Here is a 22,804-nt window from a genome sequence, read left to right on the forward strand (position 1 = left end):
CGCCGGCGTCACCTGCGGGGCTGGGAGTCCAGCACCTGCTGGAGCGCCTCGAACTCCTCGACGCACTTGCCGGAGCCCAGCGCCACCGAGTCCAGCGGGTCCTCGGCGATGTGGATCGGCATGCCCGTCTCCTGGCGCAGCCGCTCGTCGAGGCCGCGCAGCAGGGCGCCGCCGCCGGTGAGGACGATCCCGCGGTCCATGATGTCGCCGGACAGCTCGGGCGGGCACTTGTCGAGGGTGGTCTTCACGGCGTCGACGATGGCGTTGACGGGCTCCTCGATCGCCTTGCGGACCTCCGTGGCGGAGATGACGACGGTCTTGGGCAGGCCGGAGACCAGGTCGCGTCCGCGGATCTCGGTGTGCTCCTCCTCGCCGAAGTCGTGCGCCGAACCGATGGTGATCTTGATCTGTTCGGCGGTGCGCTCGCCCAGGAGGAGGCTGTACTCCTTCTTGACGTGCTGGATGATCGCGTTGTCCAGCTCGTCGCCGGCGACCCGGATGGACTGCGCGGTGACGATCCCGCCGAGGGAGATGACGGCGACCTCGGTCGTGCCGCCGCCGATGTCGACGACCATGTTGCCGGTGGCCTCGTGGACCGGCAGGCCCGATCCGATGGCGGCCGCCATCGGCTCCTCGATGATGTGCACCTGCCGGGCGCCGGCCTGGGTGGACGCCTCGATGACCGCGCGGCGCTCGACGCCCGTGATGCCGGACGGCACGCAGACGACGACGCGGGGACGGGCCAGATAGCGGCGCTTGTGGATTTTCAGAATGAAGTAGCGGAGCATCCGTTCGGTGATCTCGAAGTCCGCGATCACCCCGTCCTTCAGCGGCCGCACCGCGACGATGTTGCCGGGGGTCCGGCCGATCATCTTCTTCGCCTCCGCGCCGACCGCCAGGATGCCGCCGGTGTTGGTGTTGATGGCGACGACCGACGGCTCGTTGAGGACGATGCCGCGACCCCTGACGTACACCAGCGTGTTGGCGGTCCCGAGGTCGACAGCCATGTCACGGCCGATGAACGACATTGAGTTCCCCTTGTTTCCCATGAGGAGCGTCGGGCCTTCCCATAGAGCGTTGACGGCTTCTCAGGACGGCGCGCTGGATCGTGTGGAGCGGAGGATTCCATCGTAGTGCCGCCTACGCGAACACGGCGCGGTGATCCGCCTCTGTACAGGTGACGAGATACCGGTGCGATGCGTTCCCGATCCTCCTCGTCATATGCCGCGGGGCGACCGGAATTCCACTCGGTCGCCCCAGGTCATGAGCGCGTACGGTTGACAGTAGGTCAGGAAAGGCCGGGAAAGAAAATCTTGAGTTCCCGAATGGCGGACTCCTCCGAGTCCGAGGCGTGGATCAGGTTCTCCCGGACGATGGTGCCGTAGTCGCCCCGGATGGAACCGGGCTCCGCGGCGATCGGGTCCGTCGGCCCGGCCAGCCGGCGTACGCCCTCGATGACCCGCTCCCCCTCGACCACCATCGCGACGACCGGCCCGGAGGACATGAACGCGACGAGCGGCTCGTAGAAGGGCTTGCCGCGGTGCTCGCCGTAGTGCTGCTCCAGCGTGTCCTGGTCGAGCGTGCGCAGCTCCAGCGCGGCGATGGTCCAGCCGGCCTTGCGCTCGATGCGGCCGATGATCTCGCCGATCAGGTGCCTGCGGACGGCGTCGGGCTTGAGGAGGACGAGGGTGCGCTGGGTCATCGTGGAACGGCTCCTTGCAAGCATGTACGTGCGGTGCACAGAGGCTACAGGGGCGCGCCGCCGGGACGGCACCCGACCGGACCGGCGGGCCGCCCGCGCGTGCGGCGGTCACCCGGACCGGGTGCCGGGCCCGGTGCGGTCACGCCGACGGGGCGCCGGCCTCGTGCTGTGCCGCCCAGCGGGCCTTCGCCTCGTCGATCTTCCGCCCGAAGTGGACGGACGCCCACCACAGGCCCGCGAAGACCGCGCCGAGGAAGAACATGACCGGCACGAAGAAGCCGCTCAGGACGAGCGCGACCTGCAGCGCCCAGCCCAGCTGGACGCCGCCCGGACGGGTGAGCAGGCCGCACAGCAGCAGGCTCACCACCATCAGGACGCCGCACACCGTCCAGACGGTGCCCATGCCCAGATCCGGGTCCTTCATCGCCACCAGGCCCGCGAAGCCCAGCACGAAGAACTCGCCGACCAGCGTCGAGGCGCAGAGCGTACGCATCCGTCTCAGCCCTTCCGGAGGAGCAGCCGGGCTTCCCCGACCGTGATCACCGAACCCGTCACCAGCACGCCCGCGCCCGCGAACCCGCCCTCCTCCTCGGCGAGCGTGATGGCCGCCTCCAGCGCGTCGTCGAGGCGCGGTTCGACCACCACGCGCTCCTCGCCGAAGACCTCCACCGCGACGGCCGCGAGGGCGTCGGGGTCCATCGCCCGGGGCGTGGAGTTCGCCGTGACGACGATCTCCGCGAAGATCGGCTCGAACGCCTCCAGGAGCCCCCGCACGTCCTTGTCGCCGCTCGCGCCCACCACGCCGATCAGCCGCGAGAAGGCGAACGCCTCCCGGACCGCGTCCGCCGCGGCCCGGGCGCCCGCCGGGTTGTGCGCGGCGTCCAGGACGACGGTGGGGCTGCGCCGGACGACCTCCAGGCGGCCGGGCGAGGTGACGGCGGCGAAGGCCCGGCGGACCGTTTCGAGGTCCAGGGGGCGGGCGTGCTGCGCGCCGATCCCGAAGAACGCCTCGACCGCGGCGAGCGCCACGGCGGCGTTGTGCGCCTGGTGCGCCCCGTACAGGGGCAGGAAGACGCCCTCGTACTCGCCGCCGAGGCCGCGCAGGGTCAGCAGCTGGCCGCCGACGGCGACCTCCCGGGAGACGACGCCGAACTCCATGCCCTCACGGGCGACGGTGGCGTTCGCCTCGACGGACTTCTTGAGGAGCACCTGCGCCGCGTCCACCGGCTGCTGGGCGAGGATGACGGTGGCGTCCTGCTTGATGATCCCGGCCTTCTCGCCGGCGATCTCGGCGGGCGTGGAACCGAGCCGGTCGGTGTGGTCCAGGGAGATCGGGGTGACGACGGCGACGGAGCCGTCGATGACGTTGGTCGCGTCCCAGCTGCCGCCCATGCCGACCTCGACGACGGCGACGTCGACCGGGGCGTCGGCGAACGCGGCGTACGCCATGCCGGTGAGGACCTCGAAGAAGGAGAGCCGGTACTCCTGGGCGGCGTCGACCATCTCGACGTACGGCTTGACGTCCCGGTAGGCCTCGATGAACCGCTCGGCGCCGATCGGGGCGCCGTCCAGGCTGATCCGCTCGGTGATCGACTGGACGTGCGGCGAGGTGTACCGGCCGGTGCGCAGGTCGAACGCGCCGAGCAGGGCCTCGATCATGCGGGCCGTGGACGTCTTGCCGTTGGTCCCCGTGATGTGGATGGCGGGGTACGTGCGCTGGGGCTCGCCCAGGACGTCCATGAGGGCGGTGATCCGCTGGACGGAGGGCTCCAGCTTGGTCTCGCCCCAGCGGGTGGAGAGCTCCTGCTCGACCTCCCGCAGCGCCTTGTCGACCTCCGGGTCGGCGGGCCGCGCCGGCACGGGGTCGCCCTGCGGCGGGCCGGCCTGGGTCCGCAGGGTACGGCTGCCGGCCTCGATCACCGCCAGGTCGGGGTCTCGGTCCGTCTCGGCTCCGACGATGCCGTCGAAGTCGGCGGTGTCGTCGCTGTCCGGGTGGTCGCTGGACGGGGGCTGCTCACTCACGCGTCCAGTCTACGGAGGGCCGCCGACACCGCCGCCCGCCGCCCCGTGCCCGGCGGCGGACCGGCCGCCGCCGGACCGGTGCGCGGGACCGGGCCCGGTGCGCGCGGGGGCTCACGGAACCCGGAACCGGCCGGCCCCGGGGCCCCGCCGATGCGGCNNNCGCCCGGCCGTGGGAGGCGGCCGGCCGCCATGGCGCACCGGCCGCCCGGCCGGGTGCCGGGCGGCCGCGGCCGGTCAGTCCTGCGGCAGGCTCGCGAGCTGGGCCCGGATGCGGGTGATGTCCTCCTCGGCCTTGGCCAGCCGGGTACGGATCTTCTCCACGACCTGGTCGGGCGCCTTGGCGAGGAACGCCTCGTTCCCGAGCTTGCCCTCGGCCTGCGCCTTCTCCTTCTCGGCCGCGCCCAGGTCCTTCGTCAGGCGCTTGCGCTCGGCGGCGACGTCGATCGTGCCCGACAGGTCGAGCGCGACCGTGGCCCCGGCGACCGGCAGGGACGCCGTGGCCTGGAAGCCCTCGCCCTCCGGCTGGAGGCGCAGGAGCTGGCGGATGGCCGCCTCGTGCGGCGCCAGCGCCGTACCGGCCAGGTCGAGGCGCGCCGGAACCTTCTGACCGGGCTGGAGGCCCTGGTCGGAGCGGAAGCGGCGGACCTCGGTGACGACGCGCCGGACGAGTTCGATCTCCCGCTCGGCGGCCTCGTCGCGGAAGCCTCCCGGGGTGTCGGCTCCGGGGACGGACACCGCGCCCGGCCAGTCGGCGACGACGAGGGACTCTCCGCCGGTGAGCGTGGTCCACAGGGTGTCGGTGACGAACGGGACGACGGGGTGCAGCAGGCGCAGCGTCACGTCGAGGACCTCGCCGAGGACGCGCGCGGAGACCTTCGCCTGCTCGCCGCCCGCGAAGAACGTCGTCTTGGACAGCTCGACGTACCAGTCGAAGACCTCGTCCCACGCGAAGTGGTAGAGGGTCTCGCTGAGCTTGGCGAACTGGAAGTCCTCGTAGTACGCGTCGACTTCGGCGACCGTCTTGTCGAGGCGGGAGAGGATCCAGCGGTCCGCGGCCGACATCCGGGCGGCGTCCGGCAGGGGGCCTTCGACGGTGGCGCCGTTCATCAGTGCGAAGCGCGTGGCGTTCCAGATCTTGTTGGCGAAGTTCCGGGACGCCTGGACCCAGTCCTCGCCGATCGGCACGTCGATGCCCGGGTTGGCGCCGCGCGCCAGGGTGAAGCGGAGGGCGTCGGAGCCGTACTTGTCCATCCAGTCCAGCGGGTCGACGACGTTCCCGAAGGACTTCGACATCTTCTTGCCGTTCTGGTCGCGGACCATGCCGTGCAGGGCGATGGTGCGGAACGGCGGGGTGCCGTCCATCGCGTAGAGGCCGAACATCATCATCCGGGCGACCCAGAAGAAGAGGATGTCGTACCCGGTGACCAGGACGGAGTTCGGGTAGAACTTCTCGAGGCTCGCGGTCCGCTCGGGCCACCCCAGCGTGGAGAACGGCCACAGCCCGGACGAGAACCAGGTGTCGAGGACGTCGGTGTCCTGGTGCCAGCCCTCCCCGGACGGAGGCTGCTCGTCGGGGCCGACGCAGACGACCTCGCCGTTCGGGCCGTACCAGACGGGGATGCGGTGGCCCCACCACAACTGGCGCGAGATGCACCAGTCGTGGAGGTTGTCGACCCAGTCGAAGTACCGCTTCTCCATGTCCTGCGGGTGGATCGCGACGCGGCCGTCGCGGACCGCGTCGCCGGCGGCCTGCGCGAGCGGGCCCACCTTGACCCACCACTGCATCGACAGGCGCGGCTCGATGGTGGTCTTGCAGCGCGAGCAGTGGCCGACGGAGTGGGGGTAGGGGCGCTTCTCGGCGACGACCCGGCCCTCGGCGCGGAGGGCGGCGACGATGGCGGAGCGGGCCTCCAGCCGGTCCAGGCCCTGGAAGGGGCCGTGGACGGTGATGACGGCGTGCTCGTCCATGACGGTGAGGGAGGGCAGCTCCTGCCGCCGGCCGATCTCGAAGTCGTTCGGGTCGTGCGCCGGGGTCACCTTGACGGCTCCGGTGCCGAACGCGGGGTCGACGTGCTCGTCCGCGACGACCGGGATGCGGCGTCCGGTGAGCGGCAGTTCGACCTCCCGGCCGACGAGGTGCCGGTACCGCTCGTCCTCGGGGTGGACGGCGACGGCGGTGTCGCCGAGCATCGTCTCGGCGCGGGTGGTGGCGACGACGATGGAGTCGTCGCCCTCCCCGTACCGGATGGAGACGAGTTCGCCGTCGCTCTCCTGGTACTCCACCTCGATGTCGGAGATGGCCGTGAGGCAGCGGGGGCACCAGTTGATGATGCGCTCGGCGCGGTAGATCAGCTCGTCGTCGTAGAGCTTCTTGAAGATGGTCTGGACGGCCCGGGACAGCCCCTCGTCCATGGTGAACCGCTCGCGCGACCACGCGACGCCGTCGCCGAGGCGGCGCATCTGGCCGGAGATCCGGCCACCGGACTCGGCCTTCCACCGCCAGACGCGTTCGACGAACGCCTCACGCCCGAGGTCGTGCCGCGACCTGCCCTCCTTGGCCAGCTCACGCTCGACGACGTTCTGCGTGGCGATGCCGGCGTGGTCCATTCCGGGCTGCCACAGCACCTCGTGGCCCTGCATGCGCTTGCGCCGGGTGAGGGCGTCGATGAGGGTGTGCTCGAAGGCGTGGCCCAGGTGGAGGCTGCCGGTGACGTTCGGCGGCGGGATGACGATCGCGTACGGCGGCTTGTCGCTGTTCTCGTCGGCGTCGAAGTAACCGCGCTCCACCCAGCTCTCGTACAGCTTCCCTTCTACCTCGGCCGGCGCGTACTGGGTCGGCAGTTCGGGGATGGACGCTGGCTGCTGCTGAGTGTTCTCGGTCACGGGCCCAGTTTAGGGGTGTCACAGCCGCGTACTGAAACGGGAATGTTCCGTGGCGATGCGCACCCCGCGCCCCCCGGGAAGCGCTCCTTCGGCCAAGATGTGGGCAACGCGTAAACGTCTGGACGAGGGAAATCCCTGATGAGTTACCACCAGCCGGGCCCCTACGGCGGGCAGCCCCCGCAGCCCGGGCCCTACGGCCAGCCGGGTCCGTACGGCCAGCCCCCGCAGGCGCCGCAGCCCGGCTACGGCTACCCGCAGCAGGCGCCGCCGCCCCAGCCGGGATACGGCCACCCGCCGCAGCCGGCCCCGTACGGCCAGCCCCCGCAGCCCGGCGCCTACGGTCAGCCCCCGCAGCAGCCCCCCTACGGACAGCCTCCGCAGCAGCCCTCGTACGGCGCTCCGGGGTACCCGGGCGCGCCGCAGGCCCCGAAGAAGAAGACGGGCCTGGTCATCGGCGTGACCGCGGGCGTGGTCGCGCTCGGCGTGGGCGCGTGGTTCCTGTTCGGGGGGCTCGGCGGTCTGGAGGACGACGGACCCCACAGGCTGGCGGCGCCCGAGACGGTGCTGGGCGGCGAGTACAAGCGGCACAGCAAGGAGGGCGCCTCCAACGAGTCCATGGTGAAGAACCTGGAGCGGGCGGGCGTGCGCAACGGCACGTCCGTGTCGGGCGCGTACTCGACGTACGACCCGAAGAAGGCCGACCCGGCGAACCCGGGGGCCTCGCCGGAGGCACTGGCGGCGAAGTCGGTCAGCTTCAGCGGCGTGTACGGCGAGATCGCGGACCCGGAGAAGACCCTGGACGCGTACTTCGCCCAGATGCGCCTGGAGGCGGACAAGGACACCGACAGCAAGACGAAGCTGATCGGCTCGGCGGAGGAGGTGTCCCCCGACGGCTTCAACGGCGCCATGAAGTGCCAGTCCATGCAGGGTGAGAACCCCATGACGAAGCAGCAGCAGACCAACTGGTTCTGCGCCTGGGCGGACCACAGCACGTTCGCCGTGGTGTTCGCCGGCGAGATGACGAAGGGCACCGAGAAGGACGCGGCCGCGCGGATCACGGCCGACCTCCGCAAGGACGTCCGCGTCAAGGCGTGAGCCCGCCGCACGGCGAAAGGGCGCCCTCCCGGCCGGATGGACCGGGAGGGCGCCCTTCGTCGTGCGGCGGCTGTTACGCGCTCTTCTCGTGGCGGCCCTGGTCCTTGACGACGCGGGGCACCAGGGTCGGGTTGACGTTGTTGTGGACGACGTCCTCGGTGATGACGACGCGGGCGACGTCCTTGCGGGACGGGACCTCGTACATCACCGACATCAGGACCTCCTCCATGATGGCGCGCCGGTGCCGCGGAGGATGGCCTGGTCGGCGATGGCCTCCAGGGCGGGGCGGTCGAAGTCCAGCTCCACACCGTCGAGTTCGAAGAGGCGCTGGTACTGCTTCACCAGGGCGTTGCGCGGCTCGACGAGGATCTTCAGCAGCGCCTCGCGGTCCAGGTTGTGGACGGAGGTGATGACGGGGAGCCGGCCGATGAACTCGGGGATCATCCCGAACTTGACCAGGTCCTCCGGCATGACCTCCTGGAACTGGTCGCTCGCCTCGATCTCCCGCTTGGAGCGGATCGTCGCGCCGAAGCCGATGCCCTTCGCCCCCGCCCGCGCCTCGATGATCTTCTCCAGTCCGGCGAAGGCGCCGCCCACGATGAACAGCACGTTCGTCGTGTCGATCTGGATGAACTCCTGGTGCGGGTGCTTGCGGCCGCCCTGCGGCGGGACGGAGGCCGTGGTGCCCTCCAGGATCTTCAGCAGGGCCTGCTGGACGCCCTCACCCGAGACGTCGCGGGTGATGGACGGGTTCTCGCTCTTGCGGGCCACCTTGTCGATCTCGTCGATGTAGATGATGCCCGTCTCGGCCTTCTTGACGTCGTAGTCGGCCGCCTGGATGAGCTTGAGCAGGATGTTCTCGACGTCCTCGCCGACGTACCCGGCCTCCGTGAGCGCCGTCGCGTCGGCGATGGCGAACGGGACGTTCAGCATGCGCGCCAGCGTCTGGGCGAGCAGCGTCTTGCCGGAACCGGTGGGACCCAGCAGCAGGATGTTGGACTTGGCGAGCTCGATCGCGTCGTCCCTGCCCTGGCCGCCGCCGTTCTCGCCGGCCTGGACGCGCTTGTAGTGGTTGTAGACCGCCACCGAGAGGGCCTTCTTCGCCGGCTCCTGGCCGACGACGTAGCCCTCCAGGAACTCGTAGATCTCGCGGGGCTTGGGGAGTTCCTCCCACCGCACCTCGCTCGTCTCGGCGAGTTCCTCCTCGATGATCTCGTTGCAGAGGTCGATGCACTCGTCGCAGATGTACACACCGGGTCCTGCGATGAGCTTCTTCACCTGCTTCTGGCTCTTTCCGCAGAACGAGCACTTGAGCAGGTCGCCGCCATCACCGATGCGTGCCACGAGGTGCTTCCCCTTCGCCTGGGAGCGGCTTGTTCGCAGCCGGCTCCTGGTGCCTCATATCCGACGGTACCTTGCCGGGCCCCCCGTTCGGGCCCCCCTTGGCACGGTTCGCGCCGACGGGGAGTCGCCGGAGGGTCCGTGCCAAGGGAAGGTCGGGCGTCAGGCCGCCGCGGCCGCCGTGCTCTTGCGGGTCGAGACGATCTGGTCGATCAGGCCGTACGCCAGGGCGTCCTCGGCCGTGAGGATCTTGTCGCGCTCGATGTCGTCGCGGATCTTCTCGATCGGCTGCGTGGAGTGCTTGGCGAGCATCTCCTCCAGCTGCGTGCGCATCCGGAGGATCTCGTTGGCCGCGATCTCCAGGTCGGAGAGCTGCTCGCGGCCGGTGCCGCCGGACGGCTGGTGGATCAGCACGCGCGCGTTGGGCAGGGCCATGCGCTTGCCGGGCGTGCCGGCGGCGAGGAGGACGGCCGCGGCGGAGGCCGCCTGGCCCATGCAGACGGTCTGGATGTCCGGCTTCACGAACTGCATCGTGTCGTAGATCGCCGTCAGCGCGGTGAAGGATCCGCCGGGGCTGTTGATGTAGACCGAGATGTCGCGGTCCGGGTCCATCGACTCCAGGCACAGCAGCTGCGCCATGACGTCGTTGGCGGAGGCGTCGTCGATCTGGACGCCGAGGAAGATCACGCGCTCTTCGAAGAGCTTGGCGTACGGGTCGTACTCGCGCACGCCCTGGGAGGTGCGCTCGACGAAGCGGGGGACGACGTAACGGCTGTCCACCTGCGGGCCGGTGTAGAGGCCGCTCGCGGAGAAGTTGCTCATGGGGTGTTCACCATCCTGTGGCGTTCGGCGGGCTGCTGGGGGNGGGGGCGGTCGGCGCGGCGGGGGCTCAGGCGCCGGTGCCGCCACCGCCCGGAACGCCCGAGGCGGCGGAGATGATCTCGTCGATCAGGCCGTACTCCTTGGCCTCGGTCGCGGTGAACCAGCGGTCGCGGTCACCGTCGCGGATGATCGTCTCCACGGTCTGGCCCGAGTGGCGCGCCGTGATCTCGGCCATGCGGCGCTTGGTGCGGAGGAGGTACTCGGCCTGGATCTTGATGTCCGAGGCGGTGCCGCCGATGCCGGCGGAGCCCTGGTGCATCAGGATGTCGGTGTTGGGCAGGGCGAAGCGCTTGCCCGCGGTGCCGCCGGTCAGCAGGAACTGGCCCATGGAGGCGGCCATGCCCATGCCGATCGTGACCACGTCGTTCGGGATGTACTGCATGGTGTCGTAGATCGCCATGCCGGCCGTCACCGAACCACCGGGGCTGTTGATGTACAGGTAGACGTCCTTGTCCGGGTCGGCGGCGAGGAGGAGCATCTGCGCGGTGATCTTGTTCGCGATGTCGTCGTCGACCTGCTGGCCCAGGAAGATGATCCGCTCGCCGAGCAGCCGGTTGTACACATGGTCGCCGAGGCCACCACCGATGGACGGCTCACCCGCGGCGTAAGGCATCAGATTCGTCACGTATCCACCTGCTCGTCTCCGACGGCTGCGGCCGTCTCAGCGTCTGTCGTACTGGGGGCGGGACTCCCCTGCCCTCGTATTCATGGACCCTAACGCGCAGGTGGGCGGGCGCCATCCCGGTTGCCGAACTGTTCGCTGGGAGCGCAAGGTTCCTCGGGTACGGCGGCGGGCCCCGGACGCACTGTGCGTCCGGGGCCCGCCGGGGAGTCCGGGCCGGGGCCGGTCAGGCCTCGGTCTTCTCCTCGGCCTGCGCCTCGTCGCCCTCGGAGGGGGCCTCGGCGGCCGTCTCGTCCTCGTCCTCGTCGTCGTCCATGACGACCGGCTCGCCGTTCGTGTCGACGACCTTGGAGGACTCGACGACGAGCGCCAGGGCCTTGCCGCGGGCGACCTCGCCGACGAGCATCGGGACCTGGTTGCCCTCGACGACGGCCTGGGCGAACTGGTCCGGGCTCATGCCGGAGGACGCGGCGCGGCGCATCAGGTGCTCGGTCAGCTCGTCCTGGTTGACGTTGAGCTTCTCCTTGGAGACGAGCTCGTCCAGGATGAACTGGGTCTTGATGCCCTTGACCGCCTGCTCGCGGGTCTCGGCGTCGAACTCCTCGACCGTCTTGCCCTGGAGCTCCAGGTACTTCTCCAGCGTGAGGCCCATCTGGCCGAGCTGGTGGTGCTCCAGGTTGTGCTTGCGGGTGTTGATCTCGTCCTCGAGGAGCTTCTCGGGGATCGGGACCTCGGCCAGCTTCAGCAGCTCGTCCAGGACGCGCTCCTGGGCCTGGGTGGCCTGGTCGTACTGCTTCATGTTCTCCAGGCGCTTGCGGCTGTCGGCCTTCAGCTCGTCGAGCGTGTCGAACTCGCTCGCCATCTGGGCGAACTCGTCGTCCAGCTCGGGCAGCTCGCGGGCGGCGACCTGGGTGACCTTGACGGTGACCTCGGCCTCCCTGCCCTCGGCGGAGCCGCCCTTCAGCGTGGAGGTGAAGGTGGCCTCGCCACCGGCCTCCAGGCCGGTCACGGCCTCGTCGATGCCCTCCAGCAGCTCGCCGGAGCCGATCGTGTACTGCACGCCGGTCGCGACGCCGTCCGCGAGGACCTCGCCGTCGACCTTGGCCTCGAGGTCGATCGTCAGCACGTCGCCCTCGGCGGCGGCGCGCTCGACCGGGGAGGTGGAGGCGAAGCGCTCACGGAGCTGCTCCACGGACTTCTCGACGTCCTCGTCGGTGACCTCGACGGCGTCGACGGTGACCTCGATGCCGGAGAAGTCCGGGATCTCGATCTCCGGGCGGATGTCGACCTCGGCGGTGAAGGCCAGCAGCTCGCCGTCCTTCAGCTCGGTGATGTCCACCTCGGGCTGGCCGAGCGGGTTGACCTCGGCCTCGTTGACCGCCTCGGTGTAGAGCTTGGGGAGGGCGTCGTTGACGGCCTCCTCCAGCACCGCACCACGGCCGAACCGCTGGTCGATGACCCGGGCCGGGATCTTGCCCTTGCGGAAGCCCTTGACCGTGACCTGCTGGTTGATCTTCTTGTACGCCGCGTCGAGGCTGGCCTTGAGCTCCTCGAAGGGCACCTCGACAGTGAGCCGAACCCGAGTCGGGTTCAGGGTCTCCACGGCGCTCTTCACGGTTCGGTCTCCTTGATGGCTGATTCTGGGTTTCAGCTGGGCGCTGACTGCGGCGGCCCAGCGGATCGGCCCGGTCAGAGAGACACACGGGCTCGTAGCTTGCATAGTAACCGCAAGGAGGACGGGCCCCACAACGTGATCTTGTCCGCGCCCGGCGTGCGCGGGCGGTGCTGTCGTGGTCGGGGTGGCGGGATTTGAACCCACGGCCTTCCGCTCCCAAAGCGGACGCGCTACCAAGCTGCGCCACACCCCGTCGGTGCGACACGTAGGGTACATGGCCGCGGGCGCCGCGTCGCCGCGCCGAAGGGTGTGCGGTCGGACGCGGGAACCCGCTACGATGCTCCACGTGGCGCGGCCGTCGCCCTTCGGCGACGTGCGGCGTACCGCTTGCGGGCGTAGCTCAATGGTAGAGCCCTAGTCTTCCAAACTAGCTACGCGGGTTCGATTCCCGTCGCCCGCTCTGGACGGCTCAGGGCCAGGTCAGAGGGTGATCCTCCGTCCTGGCCCTGAGTGGTTCCAGGGCTGTGATCAGAACCGCGTGCCCCCTGCGTGCCCCGCGGATGGCCGCTCAGGCGGCGTGGAGGGGGCACCGCTCGTCGGCCGCAAGGTGAACCTCCCCGTCCCACGCGTAAAATCCTCCGTCCAACCAGCCCGTCCCCGCGCAGGCGCAATCAGCAGGCTCAAGGGCGAGCCGCGTACCCACGGCGTAGTGAACTCCCTCAGGCACCCGAGTAGGACTGTGGGAGCCGAGGGAACACGAGCAGGGGACAGACTTTCCAGGCTTCCCGGTCACAGAGCCATCATCGGTGACGAAACAGATCCCGGAACAGGTCGGGCAGGGCTTTTCTGCGATGATGAGGGCAGATCGATTCGACATGGCTTCGACTCCTTCGAATCGGACAGGGCCGCGCCCGGTGTCGACGGGTGCGGCCTACATTTCAGTGTTCCGCGCCTTTGCCCCAACGGGCCACGGTCGCGCGGGAGATGCCGGTCAGCTCGGCAACGCGGCGATAGGGAACGCCAGCCGCGACGGCCTCCAGGACCAGGGGGCGAAGGCGGGCGTCCAGTCGCTCCAACTCGGCTGCGAGGTGGACACGCTCCTTGCCTGGCTCTACGAGCTGCCGTACGGCCTTGGCCCGAGCGTCTTCGGGGGTGCCGGCGGGGGCATCCGATGCAGAGGCCTGGACAGTACGGGGCGGTCGCTGCACGACCTTGGACCGTGGACGATTTCGGCGGGTGGGCATGCCTCCATGATGCCAATGCGTCTCACATGAGACAAGTTGCCGCACACAAGACGCATATGCCAACCTGAGATGCCGGTAAAGCCCCAGCTCAGAGGCTTCTCGCTATCCCGAACAGGTCATGGGACATGAGAGCTGTTACAGGTTTCTCTACCTCATCAAGCCCCGCCCTTTCGGGCGGGGAGGGGGAAGGGGCCCCGAGGCTCCCGCGCCGCCGGTCCGGGATTCCGAAGCGGGCCGGTCCTACGCGATGCAGCCGCCACCGCAGCGACCCCGGGCCATACCCGGCAGCACTCCGAACCCGCACCGCGCCAGACGGCCCAGACAACCAAGGCTCCCCCGGGCAGGCAGCGACCACAGGGACGCCAGGCAGGCCGGGGCTCTTGCCCTTCCCCGGCATCCGGCGCGTCGGCCAATGACTTGTTCAGCCACCGCTACGGATCACACCCCACCGGCCCGCACCGCGGGCCGGCGCGGGCGCGGGGACTGGGGCGACGCCATGCCTTCGGCCCGCGTCGCCCCGCCCCCGGCCCCGCGCCACAGCAGATGCCGCAGGATGATCCGTTCCACGCTTTGACCCACCCCGGACGACGCCGGACCGAGCAGCATTCCCCCTCACCACCNCGCCCCAAGGCCATCCCCAACCCCCGACGCCTCATCTCCGACCAGGCGCCACAGGCCAAGCCCCCGAATAGGCAGCCGGGCCGCTCACGGGCAGAGCACCACCGACAGACCCCACTGGAGCGCCGAAGGGACGCGGGCTTACGGGCAAGAAGGCTGAGTGGCCAAGGAGGGAAGACTCCCGACGGTCAAGACGATGCCTCCGGCGGGGGATCGGCCGGCACCGGGATGGCGGGGGCGCCGTCGCCGACTGCAGGTCTGTAGGGGCGTGCGTGGGGAGCTTCCATCCCGTCCGCCGTCGACCCAGGCAGAGCCGAGCAGACGCGGCCCAGGGCGTCAAGGTCGTTCGTCCAGTTGGGCGCTCCACCTTGACGCCCTGGACCACGCCCGCTCCACGGTGTGTGGGTCGACGGCGGACGGGATGGAAGCTGGGGAGAGTGGTGGGTGAAGGTGGCCGGAGAACGTCAAGCGATGATCAACGCGTTCTGCAAGTCGACATCTTTCCACTCCATACGCGCCAGGAGTGAGGCAGACTCGTATCCAGTTCAACGTATTAGGCACCCGGGGGGGCCATGAACTGTCAGTGCTCATGCAGCCAACTCGGACATAGCCGTAACATCTGCATAAATGACGGATTCTTGATGATCGGCGGCAAACGTTCTTGCCTTGCGTGCAAGAACGCGGCCAAGCCAGGAACCTTGGGCAACCCTGGGCGGCGAACCCGCAAGCAACCCGGGAAGACGGCGCACGAGCAGCAGAAGCATGACCAACAGCAGGCGAAGAAAAAACCGCAGGTGCCGCGGAAGTCAGTCCAGCAGCAGGCGAGGAAGAAGCCGCAGGGGCCACAGAAGCGCGCGCCACGACGGGTGACCCCAGGTAAACCTCCCGTTGCGTCTGTCGGGTCTCTCTGGGCGGAAGATGTCGCCTCGGCCCCCAGTAAGCGCCGACGCCGGAGGCGACGCAAGGCATAGCATCCGTGCCCTTCGTGTGCCCCAACGAGCGGGAGCTAGCGGGGAGTGGCGGGGAACACCGGCGCGAAGTAGGGCGAGGCACAGATCAGCGTCTCGCCAGGTCACCCAGGCAGCACTTACGCGATCTTCCAAACTAGCTACGCGGGTTCGATTCCCGTCGCCCGCTCTGGAGGACCTCCGGCCCGGCCGGGTGAGCGATCACCCGGCCGGGCCGGAGTCGTCTCCGCGGCGCCGCGGGGCGCCGCGGCCGGCCCGGCTAGAAGTTGATCTTGCTGATGGACGCGGCTATCTCGTTGAGGACCTTGCTGATGGTCGGCCCGAGTCCGGAGGACGCGAGGAAGAAGCCGAACAGGGCGGCGACGACGGCGGGTCCCGTCTTGATCGATCCATTGCGGATCATCACCACCAGCACGATCACCAGCAGCAGCACCACGGACAGCGAAATGGCCACGATCGATCCCCTCGGTCGGCCCGTCAGGACGGCCGGGGGCACCGTGCCCGGCACACCCCCCGCACTCCTCCATCGTGCCACCAACAACCCGTTTCACGCTGCCCCGTGACGTACCGTGAACGTCCGCACCGTCCGGAAAGGACGGACGGGCCGGGGCGGCGGGGGCCGCGGAGGGAATTCCGCCGGGGGCGCGCGGCGGTCCGCCCGGGGCGTCCGCGCGTCCGCCACGGAAAATCCACAGCTTTCGACCCGGTCCCGGCCACTGTGCGGAACGTGAGGAGCGGCGGGGCGATATGCGCGCTTCACACCGGATTTAACGCCCGATTTCGGGCGTCGCACCATCTGCTCCGATGTGATCGTCAGTCTTTTTGATTGGCTGGGGCGGGGTTAGGGTTCCTCGGATGCTCCAGCCGTCACAGGAAAAGCAGGACCGGCGCGACCCCTTCTTCGACAACGTGAAGTACCTGGCGATCGTGCTCGTCGCGGTCGGTCACACATGGGAAGCGATCATGGAGGGCAGCCGCGCCACACGCGCGCTGTACATGCTCGTGTACGCCTTCCACATGCCGGCCTTCGTGATCGTCTCCGGGTACTTCTCGCGGAGCTTCACCGGACGGCCCGACCAGCTGAGGCGGCTGGTGGGCGGCGTCCTCGTCCCCTACCTCGTCTTCGAGGTGGCGTACACGCTGTACCGGCGGTGGGCGCAGGACGCGCCGCAGCAGGCGTTCTCGCTCACCGACCCGTCCTACCTGATGTGGTTCCTCCTCGCGCTGTTCGTGTGGCGGCTGTCCGCCCCGCTGTGGCGTTCCCTGCGCCACCCGCTGCCCGTCGCCGTGGCCGTCGCGGCGCTGGCCTCGCTGACCCCGCGCATCGCGGCCGACCTGGAACTCCAGCGGGTCCTGCAGTTCCTGCCGTTCTTCGTGCTGGGCCTGACGCTGCGCGAGGAGCACTTCCGGCTGCTGCGGCGGCGGGCCGTGCGGGTCGCGGCCGCGGTGGTGGCGGCGGGGGCGGTGGTGGCGGCGTACGCGGTGGCGCCGCACCTGCGGATGGGCTGGTTCTACCGCCACACCAGCGCCCAGGAGCTGGGGTACCCGTGGTGGGCGGGGCCGTTGGCGACGGCCGTGCTGGGCGCGGTGGCCCTGGTGCTGACGGCGGCGTTCCTGGCGTGGGTGCCGTCGCGGCGGACCTGGTTCACCGTGCTGGGCGCGGGGAGCCTGTGCGGGTACCTGCTGCACGGGTTCGCGACGAAGGCCCTGCAGTACTGGGAGCTCGTCGAGGCGCATCCGGTGCTGGCCGCGCCCGCGGGGCGGGTCGGGCTGACGGCGGCGGCGGCCGCGGCGGTGACGCTGATGTGCGCCCCGCCCGTGCGGCGGGCGCTGCGGTGGGTGACGGAGCCGCGCCTGGAGTGGGCGTTCCGCAGGGAGGCGCCCGCGCGGGGGGACGGGGCCCCGCGGGGCGTGCCGGTGCCCGCCGGGAGGGTCAGCCGGGTGTGAGGCCGAGCAGTCGCCGTACGCGCGCGTACTTGGCGGTCAGCCGGTTCCGGGTGGGCTCGTCGAGGAGGGCGAGCCGGTCGGGGTCGGCGTTGTGCGCCAGGTCGGCCTCCTTGACGAGGAGGGCGCCGGGTACGGCGAGGACGCGGGCGGTGTAGTCGGCGAGGTCCTCGCCGGGGCGCTTGGTGAGCGCCAGGACGATGTCCTTGGTCTGCTGCGGCAGCGCGGCGCCGGCGAGCCACCGCGGCGACAGGGCCCCGTCCTCGACGGCGTCGTGCAGCCAGGCCGCGGCGATCTGCTCCTCGCTGCCGCCCCTGGCCCGCACCCCCTCGGCGACGGCTCGGAGGTGCTCGGCGTAGGGCCGTCCCGCCTTGTCCGTCTGTTCGGCGTGGGCGCGCCGGGCGATCGCTTCGACCTGCCGGAGTGAGAGGTGGGGCATGGGGCGACTGTACGCGCGGGGTCAGGCGTCCCGGGAGATCAGGAGCAGCGCGCGGTCGTCGTTGACGTCCTTGGCGCACGCCTCGATGAGGTGCCAGGCCGCGCCGTGGAAGCCCGCGGCGACGTAGCGGTCGGCCTCGCCGGTGAGCCGGTCGATGCCGTCGGCGATGTCGCGGTCGGCGGCCTCGACGAGGCCGTCGGTGAAGAGCATCAGCACGTCGCCGGGGCGCAGGGTGCCCTTGACCGGGTGGAACTCGGCGCCGTCGTAGACGCCGAGCAGCGGCCCGTCGCCGGCCTTCTCCTCCCAGCGTCCGCTGCCCGCGTGGAGTTGGAGGGCCGGCAGGTGGCCGGCGGACAGCAGCTCGTAGTCGCCCGACTCCAGGTCGAGGACCAGGTGGATGGAGGTGGCGAAGCCCTCCTGCCAGTCCTGCCGGAGGAGGTAGGCGTTGGCGGCGGGCAGGAAGCCGTGCGGCGGGAGGGAGCCGAGCAGTCCGCCGAAGGCGCCGGACAGCAGCAGGGCGCGGGAGCCGGCGTCCATGCCCTTGCCGGAGACGTCGGTGAGGACGGCTTCGAGGGTGCGTCCGCCGTTGGTGCGGGCGGCGACGACGAAGTCGCCGGAGAAGGACTGCCCGCCGGCCGGCCGCAGGGCCATCTCGCGGTGCCAGCCCCGGGGCAGCGGGGGCAGGGCGCTCTGGGCGCGGATGCGTTCGCGCAGGTCGAACAGCATGGTGCCGCCGCGCCGCCAGGGCACCCCGACACGGGCCCGGAACTGGGCGATGAGCAGGCCGAACAGGCCGCACGCGGCGACGACGAGGATGGTGCCGGGGGTGATCCGGGCGGCCCCCTCGGTGTACGGGCCGAGGACGGCGGACTCGACGATCAGCGCGGCGGCGGAGGCGGCGTACAGGGCGAGGAGGCTGGCGGGGCGCAGCAGCAGCCCGCCGGCGACGATCGGCAGGACGAGGGCCTCGGGGGCGCACCACACGGGGGTGGCGATCGTCGCGAGCATGATCGCCGGGATGGTGAGGAAGAGCCCCGCCAGGGCGACCCGGTCGGAGCCGTCGCCGCGGAAGTAGTCGACGGCGGACCTGCGCAGCGCGACGCGGGCCCGGCGGACCGCCTTGCGGTACCGGGCCGCGTACGTGCTCGTGGGTGGTGTGCTGCGGGCCATTGGTCCGGACCTTATCCATCCGGGCGGGGGGCGTGCAGGGGGACCCCGTGACATTGCGTTCGAAATCGGGTCGCACGGCGGAAGGAGTGGCTGGTAGGGATGGCACATGACGACCGAGCCGAGGGTTCTCACCGCCGCCGAGTGGGACGTGTGGTACCAGCAGTTGGAACGTGCGTTCGGCGGTGTGGTCGAGGCGCCGGAGGAACGCGCCCTGTGGGAGGCGCTGACCGAGCACGAGCGCTCGCTGGGCGTCTGGGACGGGGAGGAGTGCGTGGGGACGGCCGGGGCGTTCTCGTTCCGGCTGTCGGTGCCGGGCGGGGCGGTGGTGCCGGCGGCCGGGGTGACGGCGGTGAGCGTGGCGCCGACCCACCGCAGGCGCGGCGTCCTCACCTCGATGATGCGGCAGCAGTTGGACGACGTACGCGCCTGGGGCGAGCCGCTGGCGGTGCTGACGGCGTCGGAGCCCGGGATCTACGGCCGGTTCGGCTACGGCCTGGCGGCGCGACAGATGCGGGCCACCGTCGACACGACCCGGGTGCGGTTGTCCGTTCCGGCGGGTACGGACGGCGTGCGGCTGCGGCTGGCGCGGCCCGAGGACGCGGCGGCGGTGTGCGAGGCGGTGTACGCGCGGTCGGTGCCGCTGCGGCCGGGGATGCTGGAGCGACGGCCGGGGTGGGAGCGGCTGCCGCTGCTGGACCCGCCGTCGGAGCGGGGCGGCGCGTCGGCGCTGCAGTGCGTGCTGGCGGAGCGGGACGGCGGGGTCGCGGGGTACGCGCTGTACCGGGTGCGGCCCGAGTGGGACGCGGCGGGGGCCGCCGGCACGGTGGTACTGGAGCACATGGGGGCGCTCGACCCGGCGTCGTACGCCGCTGTCTGGCGCTACCTGTTCGAGATCGATCTGACCTCGACCGTTTCCGTCAGGAACCGACCGGTCGATGATCCCTGGCAGCACCTCGTGTCCGACGTCCGGCGGTGCGGGGTCACGCTGCGGGACGGGATGTTCGTACGGCTCGTGGACGTGGGTGCGGCGCTGGAGGCGCGGACGTACCGGGCGCCGGTGGACGTGGTCCTGGAGGTGGAGGACGGCTTCTGCCCGTGGAACGCGGGCCGTTGGCGGCTGACCGGGGACCGCGGGGGCGCGCGGTGCGTCCGCACGGAGGAGCCGGCCGGTCTCGCGCTGTCCGTGAGGGAGTTGGGCGCGGCGTACCTGGGCGGGTCCTCGCTGGTGTCGCTGGCGGGAGCGGGCCTGGTGCGGGAGGTGCGGGAGGGGGCGCTGGCGGAGGCCTCGCTCGCCTTCGGCTCAGCGGTCGCGCCCTGGCTGCCGCACGGCTTCTGAGGCCGGCCCCCGGGGCGGCCCGGGTCAGTGCCGCTGGCAGCCGGGGCACCAGAAGAGGTTGCGGGCGGCGAGACCGGCGGTGCGGATCTCGCCGCCACAGATGTGGCAGGGCAGGTGGGCCCTGCGGTACACGTACACCTCTCCGCCGTGGTCGTCGACGCGCGGCGGGCGGCCCATCGCCTCGGGGGTGTGCTCGGGGCGCACGGTGTCGATGCGGTTGGTGCGGACGCCCTCGCGCATGAGTGTGACGAGATCCTGCCAGATCGCCGCCCACTCCGTCTCCGTAACGTCCTTTCCCGCGCGGTACGGGTCGATGCCGTGCCGGAAGAGGACCTCGGCGCGGTAGACGTTGCCGACGCCGGCGACGACCCTCTGGTCCATGAGGAGCGCGGCGATCGCCGTACGGGAGCGGGAGACGCGGCGCCAGGCGCGGGCGGGATCGTCGCCGTCGCGCAGCGGGTCGGGGCCGAGCCGGTCGTGCACCGCCTGCTTCTCGGGTCCGCCGAGCAGCTCGCAGGCCGCAGGGCCGCGCAGGTCGGCATAGGCGCCGTCGTGGGCGAGGCGCAGGCGGACCGTGCCGGTGGGCGGCGGTGCGGGCGCGCCGCCGAAGGCGACCCTGCCGAACAGGCCGAGGTGGACGTGCACCCACTCCTCGGCGCCGAAGCCGAGGAACAGGTGCTTGCCGTGCGCCTCGGTGGCCTCCAGCACGGTGCCGTCGAGGAGCGCGGCGGCGTCGGAGAACTTGCCCTGCGGGCTGGTCGCCCGCACGGCGCGGCCGCCGAACCGTTCCCGGTAGTCGGCGGCCAGCCGGTGGATGGTGTGCCCCTCGGGCACGGGTCAGTCCTGCCGGGGGTGGTGGGCCGGGATCGGGGGGAGCTCGCCGGTGGTCTCGTACGCGGCGAGCATCCCGATGCGGCGCGTGTGCCGCTCGTCGCCGGAGTACGGGGTGGTCAGGAAGATCTCGACGAACCGGGTGGCCTCCTCCTGGGAGTGCATCCGGGCGCCGACGGCGACGACGTTGGCGTCGTTGTGCTCGCGGCCCAGGGCCGCGGTCTGCTCGCTCCAGGCGAGGGCGGCACGGACGCCCTTCACCTTGTTCGCGGCGATCTGCTCGCCGTTGCCCGAGCCGCCGATGACGACGCCGAGGGCGCCGGGGTCGGCGGCCGTCCTCTCCGCGGCGCGCAGGCAGAACGGCGGGTAGTCGTCCTGGGCGTCGTAGATGTGGGGTCCGCAGTCGACGGGCTCGTGGCCGTGGGCCTTCAGCCACTCGACGAGGTGGTTCTTGAGTTCGTAGCCGGCATGGTCCGAGCCGAGGTACACGCGCATGGTTCCGAGTGTGACACGGGGGGCGGCCGGGAACGGGGNNCNGGGTGGGCCCGGGGCGGGCGCGCGGCGCCCCGGGCGCCGTCTTCCGGCTCCGGCCGCCCCGGGGTTCAAAGCACGGGCTCGCGATCCGAACAGCCGAGAGGACCGAGGAACTTTCATGATCAGTCAGGGGAACCCGGTGGAGGAGGACGGCAGGACCGGGGGGCCGGGTGCCCCACGGCCCTCCGACGGCCTCCGGGCGGGCCTCAAGAACCGCCACCTCTCCATGATCGCCATCGGCGGTGTGATCGGCGCCGGCCTGTTCGTCGGCTCCTCCGGGGGCATCGCCGCGGCCGGGCCCGCCATCCTCCTGTCGTACGCGCTGGTGGGCGCGATGGTGGTGTGCGTGATGCGGATGCTGGGCGAGATGGCCGCCGCCAGCCCGGACTCCGGTTCCTTCTCGGCCTACGCGGACCGGGCCCTGGGGCGCTGGGCCGGCTTCTCCATAGGCTGGCTGTACTGGTTCTTCTGGGTGGTCGTCCTGGCGGTCGAGGCGACGGCGGGCGCGGTGATCCTGGAGGGCTGGGTCCCGGCCGTGCCGCAGTGGGCCTGGGCGCTGATCGTCATGGTGGTGCTGACCGCGACGAACCTCGCGTCGGTCTCCTCGTACGGCGAGTTCGAGTTCTGGTTCGCCGGGGTCAAGGTGGTCGCGATCGGCGCGTTCGTCGTCGTCGGGCTGCTGGCGGCCTTCGGGCTGCTGCCGGGTTCCGACAACCCGGGGGCGGGGTTCGCCCACCTGACGGACGCGGGCGGCTTCTTCCCCAAGGGCGCCGGGGCGGTGCTCACCGGTGTGCTGATGGTCGTCTTCTCGTTCATGGGCAGCGAGATCGTCACCCTCGCGGCCGGCGAGTCGGAGGACCCGCGCCGGGCGGTCACCAAGGCCACCAACAGCGTGATCTGGCGCATCGCCGTGTTCTACCTCGGCTCGATCCTCGTCGTGCTGACGCTGCTGCCGTGGAACGACCCCTCGATCGTGGAGAAGGGCTCCTACGTCGCCGCGCTCGACTCCATCGGCATCCCGCACGCCGGGCAGCTCATGAACGTGATCGTGCTGACGGCCGTGCTGTCGTGCCTGAACTCCGGCCTGTACACGGCCTCGCGGATGGCGTTCTCGCTGGGCGGGCGCGGTGACGCGCCGAGGTCCTTCGCGCGGGTCAGCGCCAAGGGCGTACCGGTCGCGGCGATCTGGGCGTCGGTGGCCTTCGGTTTCCTCGCGGTGTACTTCAACTACGCCTTCAAGGACACCGTCTTCATGTTCCTGCTGAACTCGTCGGGTGCCGTGGCGCTGTTCGTCTGGCTGGTGGTCTGCCTCACCCAGCTGCGGATGCGCGGCATCCTGATGCGGGAGGCCCCGGAGAAGGTCACCGTGAGGATGTGGCTGTTCCCCTACCTGACCTGGGCGACCGCCGCGATGATCGTCTTCGTGCTCGTCTACATGCTGTTCGACGAGGCCAACCGCCGGGTCGTGCTGCTGTCGGTGCTGGTGGCGGCGGTCGTGGTGGCGGTGGGGGTGGTGCTGGACCGCCGGCGCCGAGCGGGCGCGGGGTCCTGAGGGCGC

19 protein-coding genes, 2 tRNA genes and 1 pseudogene are annotated in these 22,804 nt (G+C 71.0%); 5 read left to right on the forward strand and 17 right to left on the reverse strand.

The features are described 5' to 3' along the window. Window positions 1-8: 8 nt before the first annotated feature. From MW084_RS09055 to MW084_RS09075, 5 genes are all read right to left on the reverse strand, one after another. Window positions 9-1,028 carry a rod shape-determining protein gene (locus tag MW084_RS09055; protein ID WP_010470202.1) on the reverse strand — a complete coding sequence of 340 codons (1,020 nt, stop codon included), beginning with the start codon at window positions 1,026-1,028 and terminating at the stop codon, window positions 9-11. Window positions 1,029-1,288: 260 nt separating this feature from the next. Further along, complete coding sequence (ndk, locus tag MW084_RS09060) at window positions 1,289-1,702, reverse strand: nucleoside-diphosphate kinase (RefSeq protein ID WP_010470201.1); 414 nt, start codon at window positions 1,700-1,702, stop codon at window positions 1,289-1,291. A 139-nt stretch (window positions 1,703-1,841) separates the two neighbouring features. Continuing rightward, window positions 1,842-2,195, reverse strand: a complete 354-nt coding sequence (locus tag MW084_RS09065) for a DUF4233 domain-containing protein (RefSeq protein ID WP_010470200.1) — start codon at window positions 2,193-2,195, stop codon at window positions 1,842-1,844. Between the two features lie 5 nt (window positions 2,196-2,200). Then, window positions 2,201-3,724 carry a bifunctional tetrahydrofolate synthase/dihydrofolate synthase gene (gene folC / locus MW084_RS09070; protein ID WP_010470199.1) on the reverse strand — a complete coding sequence of 508 codons (1,524 nt, stop codon included), beginning with the start codon at window positions 3,722-3,724 and terminating at the stop codon, window positions 2,201-2,203. 234 nt (window positions 3,725-3,958) lie between these two features. Further along, a complete protein-coding gene (locus MW084_RS09075; RefSeq protein WP_010470198.1) occupies window positions 3,959-6,607 on the reverse strand; it encodes a valine--tRNA ligase in 2,649 nt (882 codons plus the stop codon). A gap of 138 nt (window positions 6,608-6,745) precedes the next feature. Here MW084_RS09075 and MW084_RS09080 point away from each other — a divergent pair, with 138 nt between their 5' ends. Beyond that, the gene (locus tag MW084_RS09080) at window positions 6,746-7,702 is read left to right on the forward strand and encodes a hypothetical protein (RefSeq protein ID WP_010470197.1); all 957 of its coding nucleotides are present in this window, start codon (window positions 6,746-6,748) and stop codon (window positions 7,700-7,702) included. Window positions 7,703-7,775: 73 nt separating this feature from the next. Here MW084_RS09080 and clpX read toward each other — a convergent pair. The 5 genes and pseudogenes from clpX to MW084_RS09105 all read right to left on the reverse strand — a co-directional run bounded on the left by clpX (window position 7,776) and on the right by MW084_RS09105 (window position 12,415). Then, window positions 7,776-9,046 (reverse strand): annotated as a pseudogene (gene clpX, locus MW084_RS09085) (ATP-dependent Clp protease ATP-binding subunit ClpX). 159 nt (window positions 9,047-9,205) lie between these two features. Next, window positions 9,206-9,865, reverse strand: coding sequence for an ATP-dependent Clp protease proteolytic subunit (locus MW084_RS09090; RefSeq protein ID WP_010470196.1), 660 nt, complete (start codon window positions 9,863-9,865; stop codon window positions 9,206-9,208). A 67-nt stretch (window positions 9,866-9,932) separates the two neighbouring features. Beyond that, window positions 9,933-10,538 carry an ATP-dependent Clp protease proteolytic subunit gene (locus tag MW084_RS09095; RefSeq protein ID WP_010470195.1) on the reverse strand — a complete coding sequence of 202 codons (606 nt, stop codon included), beginning with the start codon at window positions 10,536-10,538 and terminating at the stop codon, window positions 9,933-9,935. 235 nt (window positions 10,539-10,773) lie between these two features. Continuing rightward, on the reverse strand, window positions 10,774-12,162 hold the full coding sequence (gene tig, locus MW084_RS09100) for a trigger factor (protein ID WP_010470194.1): 1,389 nt from the start codon (window positions 12,160-12,162) through the stop codon (window positions 10,774-10,776). A gap of 176 nt (window positions 12,163-12,338) precedes the next feature. Continuing rightward, window positions 12,339-12,415, reverse strand: a tRNA-Pro gene (locus tag MW084_RS09105). 136 nt (window positions 12,416-12,551) lie between these two features. Between MW084_RS09105 and MW084_RS09110 the strand changes: the two genes are divergently transcribed. Further along, a tRNA-Gly gene (locus MW084_RS09110) sits at window positions 12,552-12,622 on the forward strand. A gap of 478 nt (window positions 12,623-13,100) precedes the next feature. Here the strand turns inward: MW084_RS09110 and MW084_RS24550 are convergent. The 3 genes from MW084_RS24550 to MW084_RS09120 all read right to left on the reverse strand — a co-directional run bounded on the left by MW084_RS24550 (window position 13,101) and on the right by MW084_RS09120 (window position 15,446). Then, window positions 13,101-13,406: a helix-turn-helix domain-containing protein gene (locus tag MW084_RS24550; RefSeq protein ID WP_158684314.1), complete on the reverse strand. Its 306-nt coding sequence runs from the start codon at window positions 13,404-13,406 to the stop codon at window positions 13,101-13,103. A 1,205-nt stretch (window positions 13,407-14,611) separates the two neighbouring features. Continuing rightward, the gene (locus MW084_RS09115) at window positions 14,612-14,788 is read right to left on the reverse strand and encodes a hypothetical protein (protein WP_158684313.1); all 177 of its coding nucleotides are present in this window, start codon (window positions 14,786-14,788) and stop codon (window positions 14,612-14,614) included. Between the two features lie 463 nt (window positions 14,789-15,251). Then, complete coding sequence (locus tag MW084_RS09120; RefSeq protein ID WP_010470191.1) at window positions 15,252-15,446, reverse strand: hypothetical protein; 195 nt, start codon at window positions 15,444-15,446, stop codon at window positions 15,252-15,254. 401 nt (window positions 15,447-15,847) lie between these two features. Here MW084_RS09120 and MW084_RS09125 point away from each other — a divergent pair, with 401 nt between their 5' ends. Next, the gene (locus MW084_RS09125) at window positions 15,848-16,939 is read left to right on the forward strand and encodes an acyltransferase family protein (protein ID WP_010470190.1); all 1,092 of its coding nucleotides are present in this window, start codon (window positions 15,848-15,850) and stop codon (window positions 16,937-16,939) included. Here the strand turns inward: MW084_RS09125 and MW084_RS09130 are convergent. Both MW084_RS09130 and MW084_RS09135 read right to left on the reverse strand, forming a co-directional pair. Continuing rightward, on the reverse strand, window positions 16,926-17,375 hold the full coding sequence (locus MW084_RS09130) for an HD domain-containing protein (protein WP_010470189.1): 450 nt from the start codon (window positions 17,373-17,375) through the stop codon (window positions 16,926-16,928). The genes MW084_RS09125 and MW084_RS09130 overlap by 14 nt on opposite strands. Window positions 17,376-17,396: 21 nt before the next feature. Continuing rightward, complete coding sequence (locus MW084_RS09135) at window positions 17,397-18,545, reverse strand: PP2C family protein-serine/threonine phosphatase (protein ID WP_010470188.1); 1,149 nt, start codon at window positions 18,543-18,545, stop codon at window positions 17,397-17,399. Between the two features lie 106 nt (window positions 18,546-18,651). On the opposite strand from MW084_RS09135, the gene MW084_RS09140 reads away from it, so the two are divergent. Next, on the forward strand, window positions 18,652-19,881 hold the full coding sequence (locus MW084_RS09140; protein WP_010470187.1) for a GNAT family N-acetyltransferase: 1,230 nt from the start codon (window positions 18,652-18,654) through the stop codon (window positions 19,879-19,881). A 24-nt stretch (window positions 19,882-19,905) separates the two neighbouring features. Here MW084_RS09140 and MW084_RS09145 read toward each other — a convergent pair whose 3' ends face one another. Both MW084_RS09145 and MW084_RS09150 read right to left on the reverse strand, forming a co-directional pair. Next, on the reverse strand, window positions 19,906-20,715 hold the full coding sequence (locus tag MW084_RS09145; RefSeq protein WP_255115375.1) for an Fpg/Nei family DNA glycosylase: 810 nt from the start codon (window positions 20,713-20,715) through the stop codon (window positions 19,906-19,908). 3 nt (window positions 20,716-20,718) lie between these two features. After that, a complete protein-coding gene (locus MW084_RS09150; protein WP_010473864.1) occupies window positions 20,719-21,207 on the reverse strand; it encodes a ribose-5-phosphate isomerase in 489 nt (162 codons plus the stop codon). 157 nt (window positions 21,208-21,364) lie between these two features. Here MW084_RS09150 and MW084_RS09155 point away from each other — a divergent pair, with 157 nt between their 5' ends. Next, entirely contained in the window at window positions 21,365-22,798 is a 1,434-nt protein-coding gene (locus tag MW084_RS09155) for an amino acid permease (RefSeq protein WP_029553753.1), read from the forward strand. Window positions 22,799-22,804: the final 6 nt, after the last annotated feature.

The sequence above is a fragment of the Streptomyces sudanensis genome (assembly GCF_023614315.1).
Lineage (GTDB): Bacteria > Actinomycetota > Actinomycetes > Streptomycetales > Streptomycetaceae > Streptomyces > Streptomyces sudanensis.

Coding starts and splice junctions, on each gene's coding strand:
- MW084_RS09065 (WP_010470200.1), bottom strand. CDS start 2,195: ATGCGTACGCTCTGCGCCTCGACGCTGGTCGGCGAGTTCTTCGTGCTG.
- MW084_RS09150 (WP_010473864.1), bottom strand. CDS start 21,207: ATGCGCGTGTACCTCGGCTCGGACCATGCCGGCTACGAACTCAAGAAC.
- MW084_RS09130 (WP_010470189.1), bottom strand. CDS start 17,375: ATGCCCCACCTCTCACTCCGGCAGGTCGAAGCGATCGCCCGGCGCGCC.
- MW084_RS09125 (WP_010470190.1), top strand. CDS start 15,848: ATGCTCCAGCCGTCACAGGAAAAGCAGGACCGGCGCGACCCCTTCTTC.
- MW084_RS09140 (WP_010470187.1), top strand. CDS start 18,652: ATGACGACCGAGCCGAGGGTTCTCACCGCCGCCGAGTGGGACGTGTGG.
- MW084_RS09095 (WP_010470195.1), bottom strand. CDS start 10,538: ATGCCTTACGCCGCGGGTGAGCCGTCCATCGGTGGTGGCCTCGGCGAC.
- MW084_RS09055 (WP_010470202.1), bottom strand. CDS start 1,028: ATGTCGTTCATCGGCCGTGACATGGCTGTCGACCTCGGGACCGCCAAC.
- MW084_RS09080 (WP_010470197.1), top strand. CDS start 6,746: ATGAGTTACCACCAGCCGGGCCCCTACGGCGGGCAGCCCCCGCAGCCC.
- MW084_RS09090 (WP_010470196.1), bottom strand. CDS start 9,865: ATGAGCAACTTCTCCGCGAGCGGCCTCTACACCGGCCCGCAGGTGGAC.
- ndk (WP_010470201.1), bottom strand. CDS start 1,702: ATGACCCAGCGCACCCTCGTCCTCCTCAAGCCCGACGCCGTCCGCAGG.
- MW084_RS09155 (WP_029553753.1), top strand. CDS start 21,365: ATGATCAGTCAGGGGAACCCGGTGGAGGAGGACGGCAGGACCGGGGGG.
- MW084_RS09135 (WP_010470188.1), bottom strand. CDS start 18,545: ATGGCCCGCAGCACACCACCCACGAGCACGTACGCGGCCCGGTACCGC.
- MW084_RS24550 (WP_158684314.1), bottom strand. CDS start 13,406: ATGCCCACCCGCCGAAATCGTCCACGGTCCAAGGTCGTGCAGCGACCG.
- MW084_RS09115 (WP_158684313.1), bottom strand. CDS start 14,788: ATGCTTCTGCTGCTCGTGCGCCGTCTTCCCGGGTTGCTTGCGGGTTCG.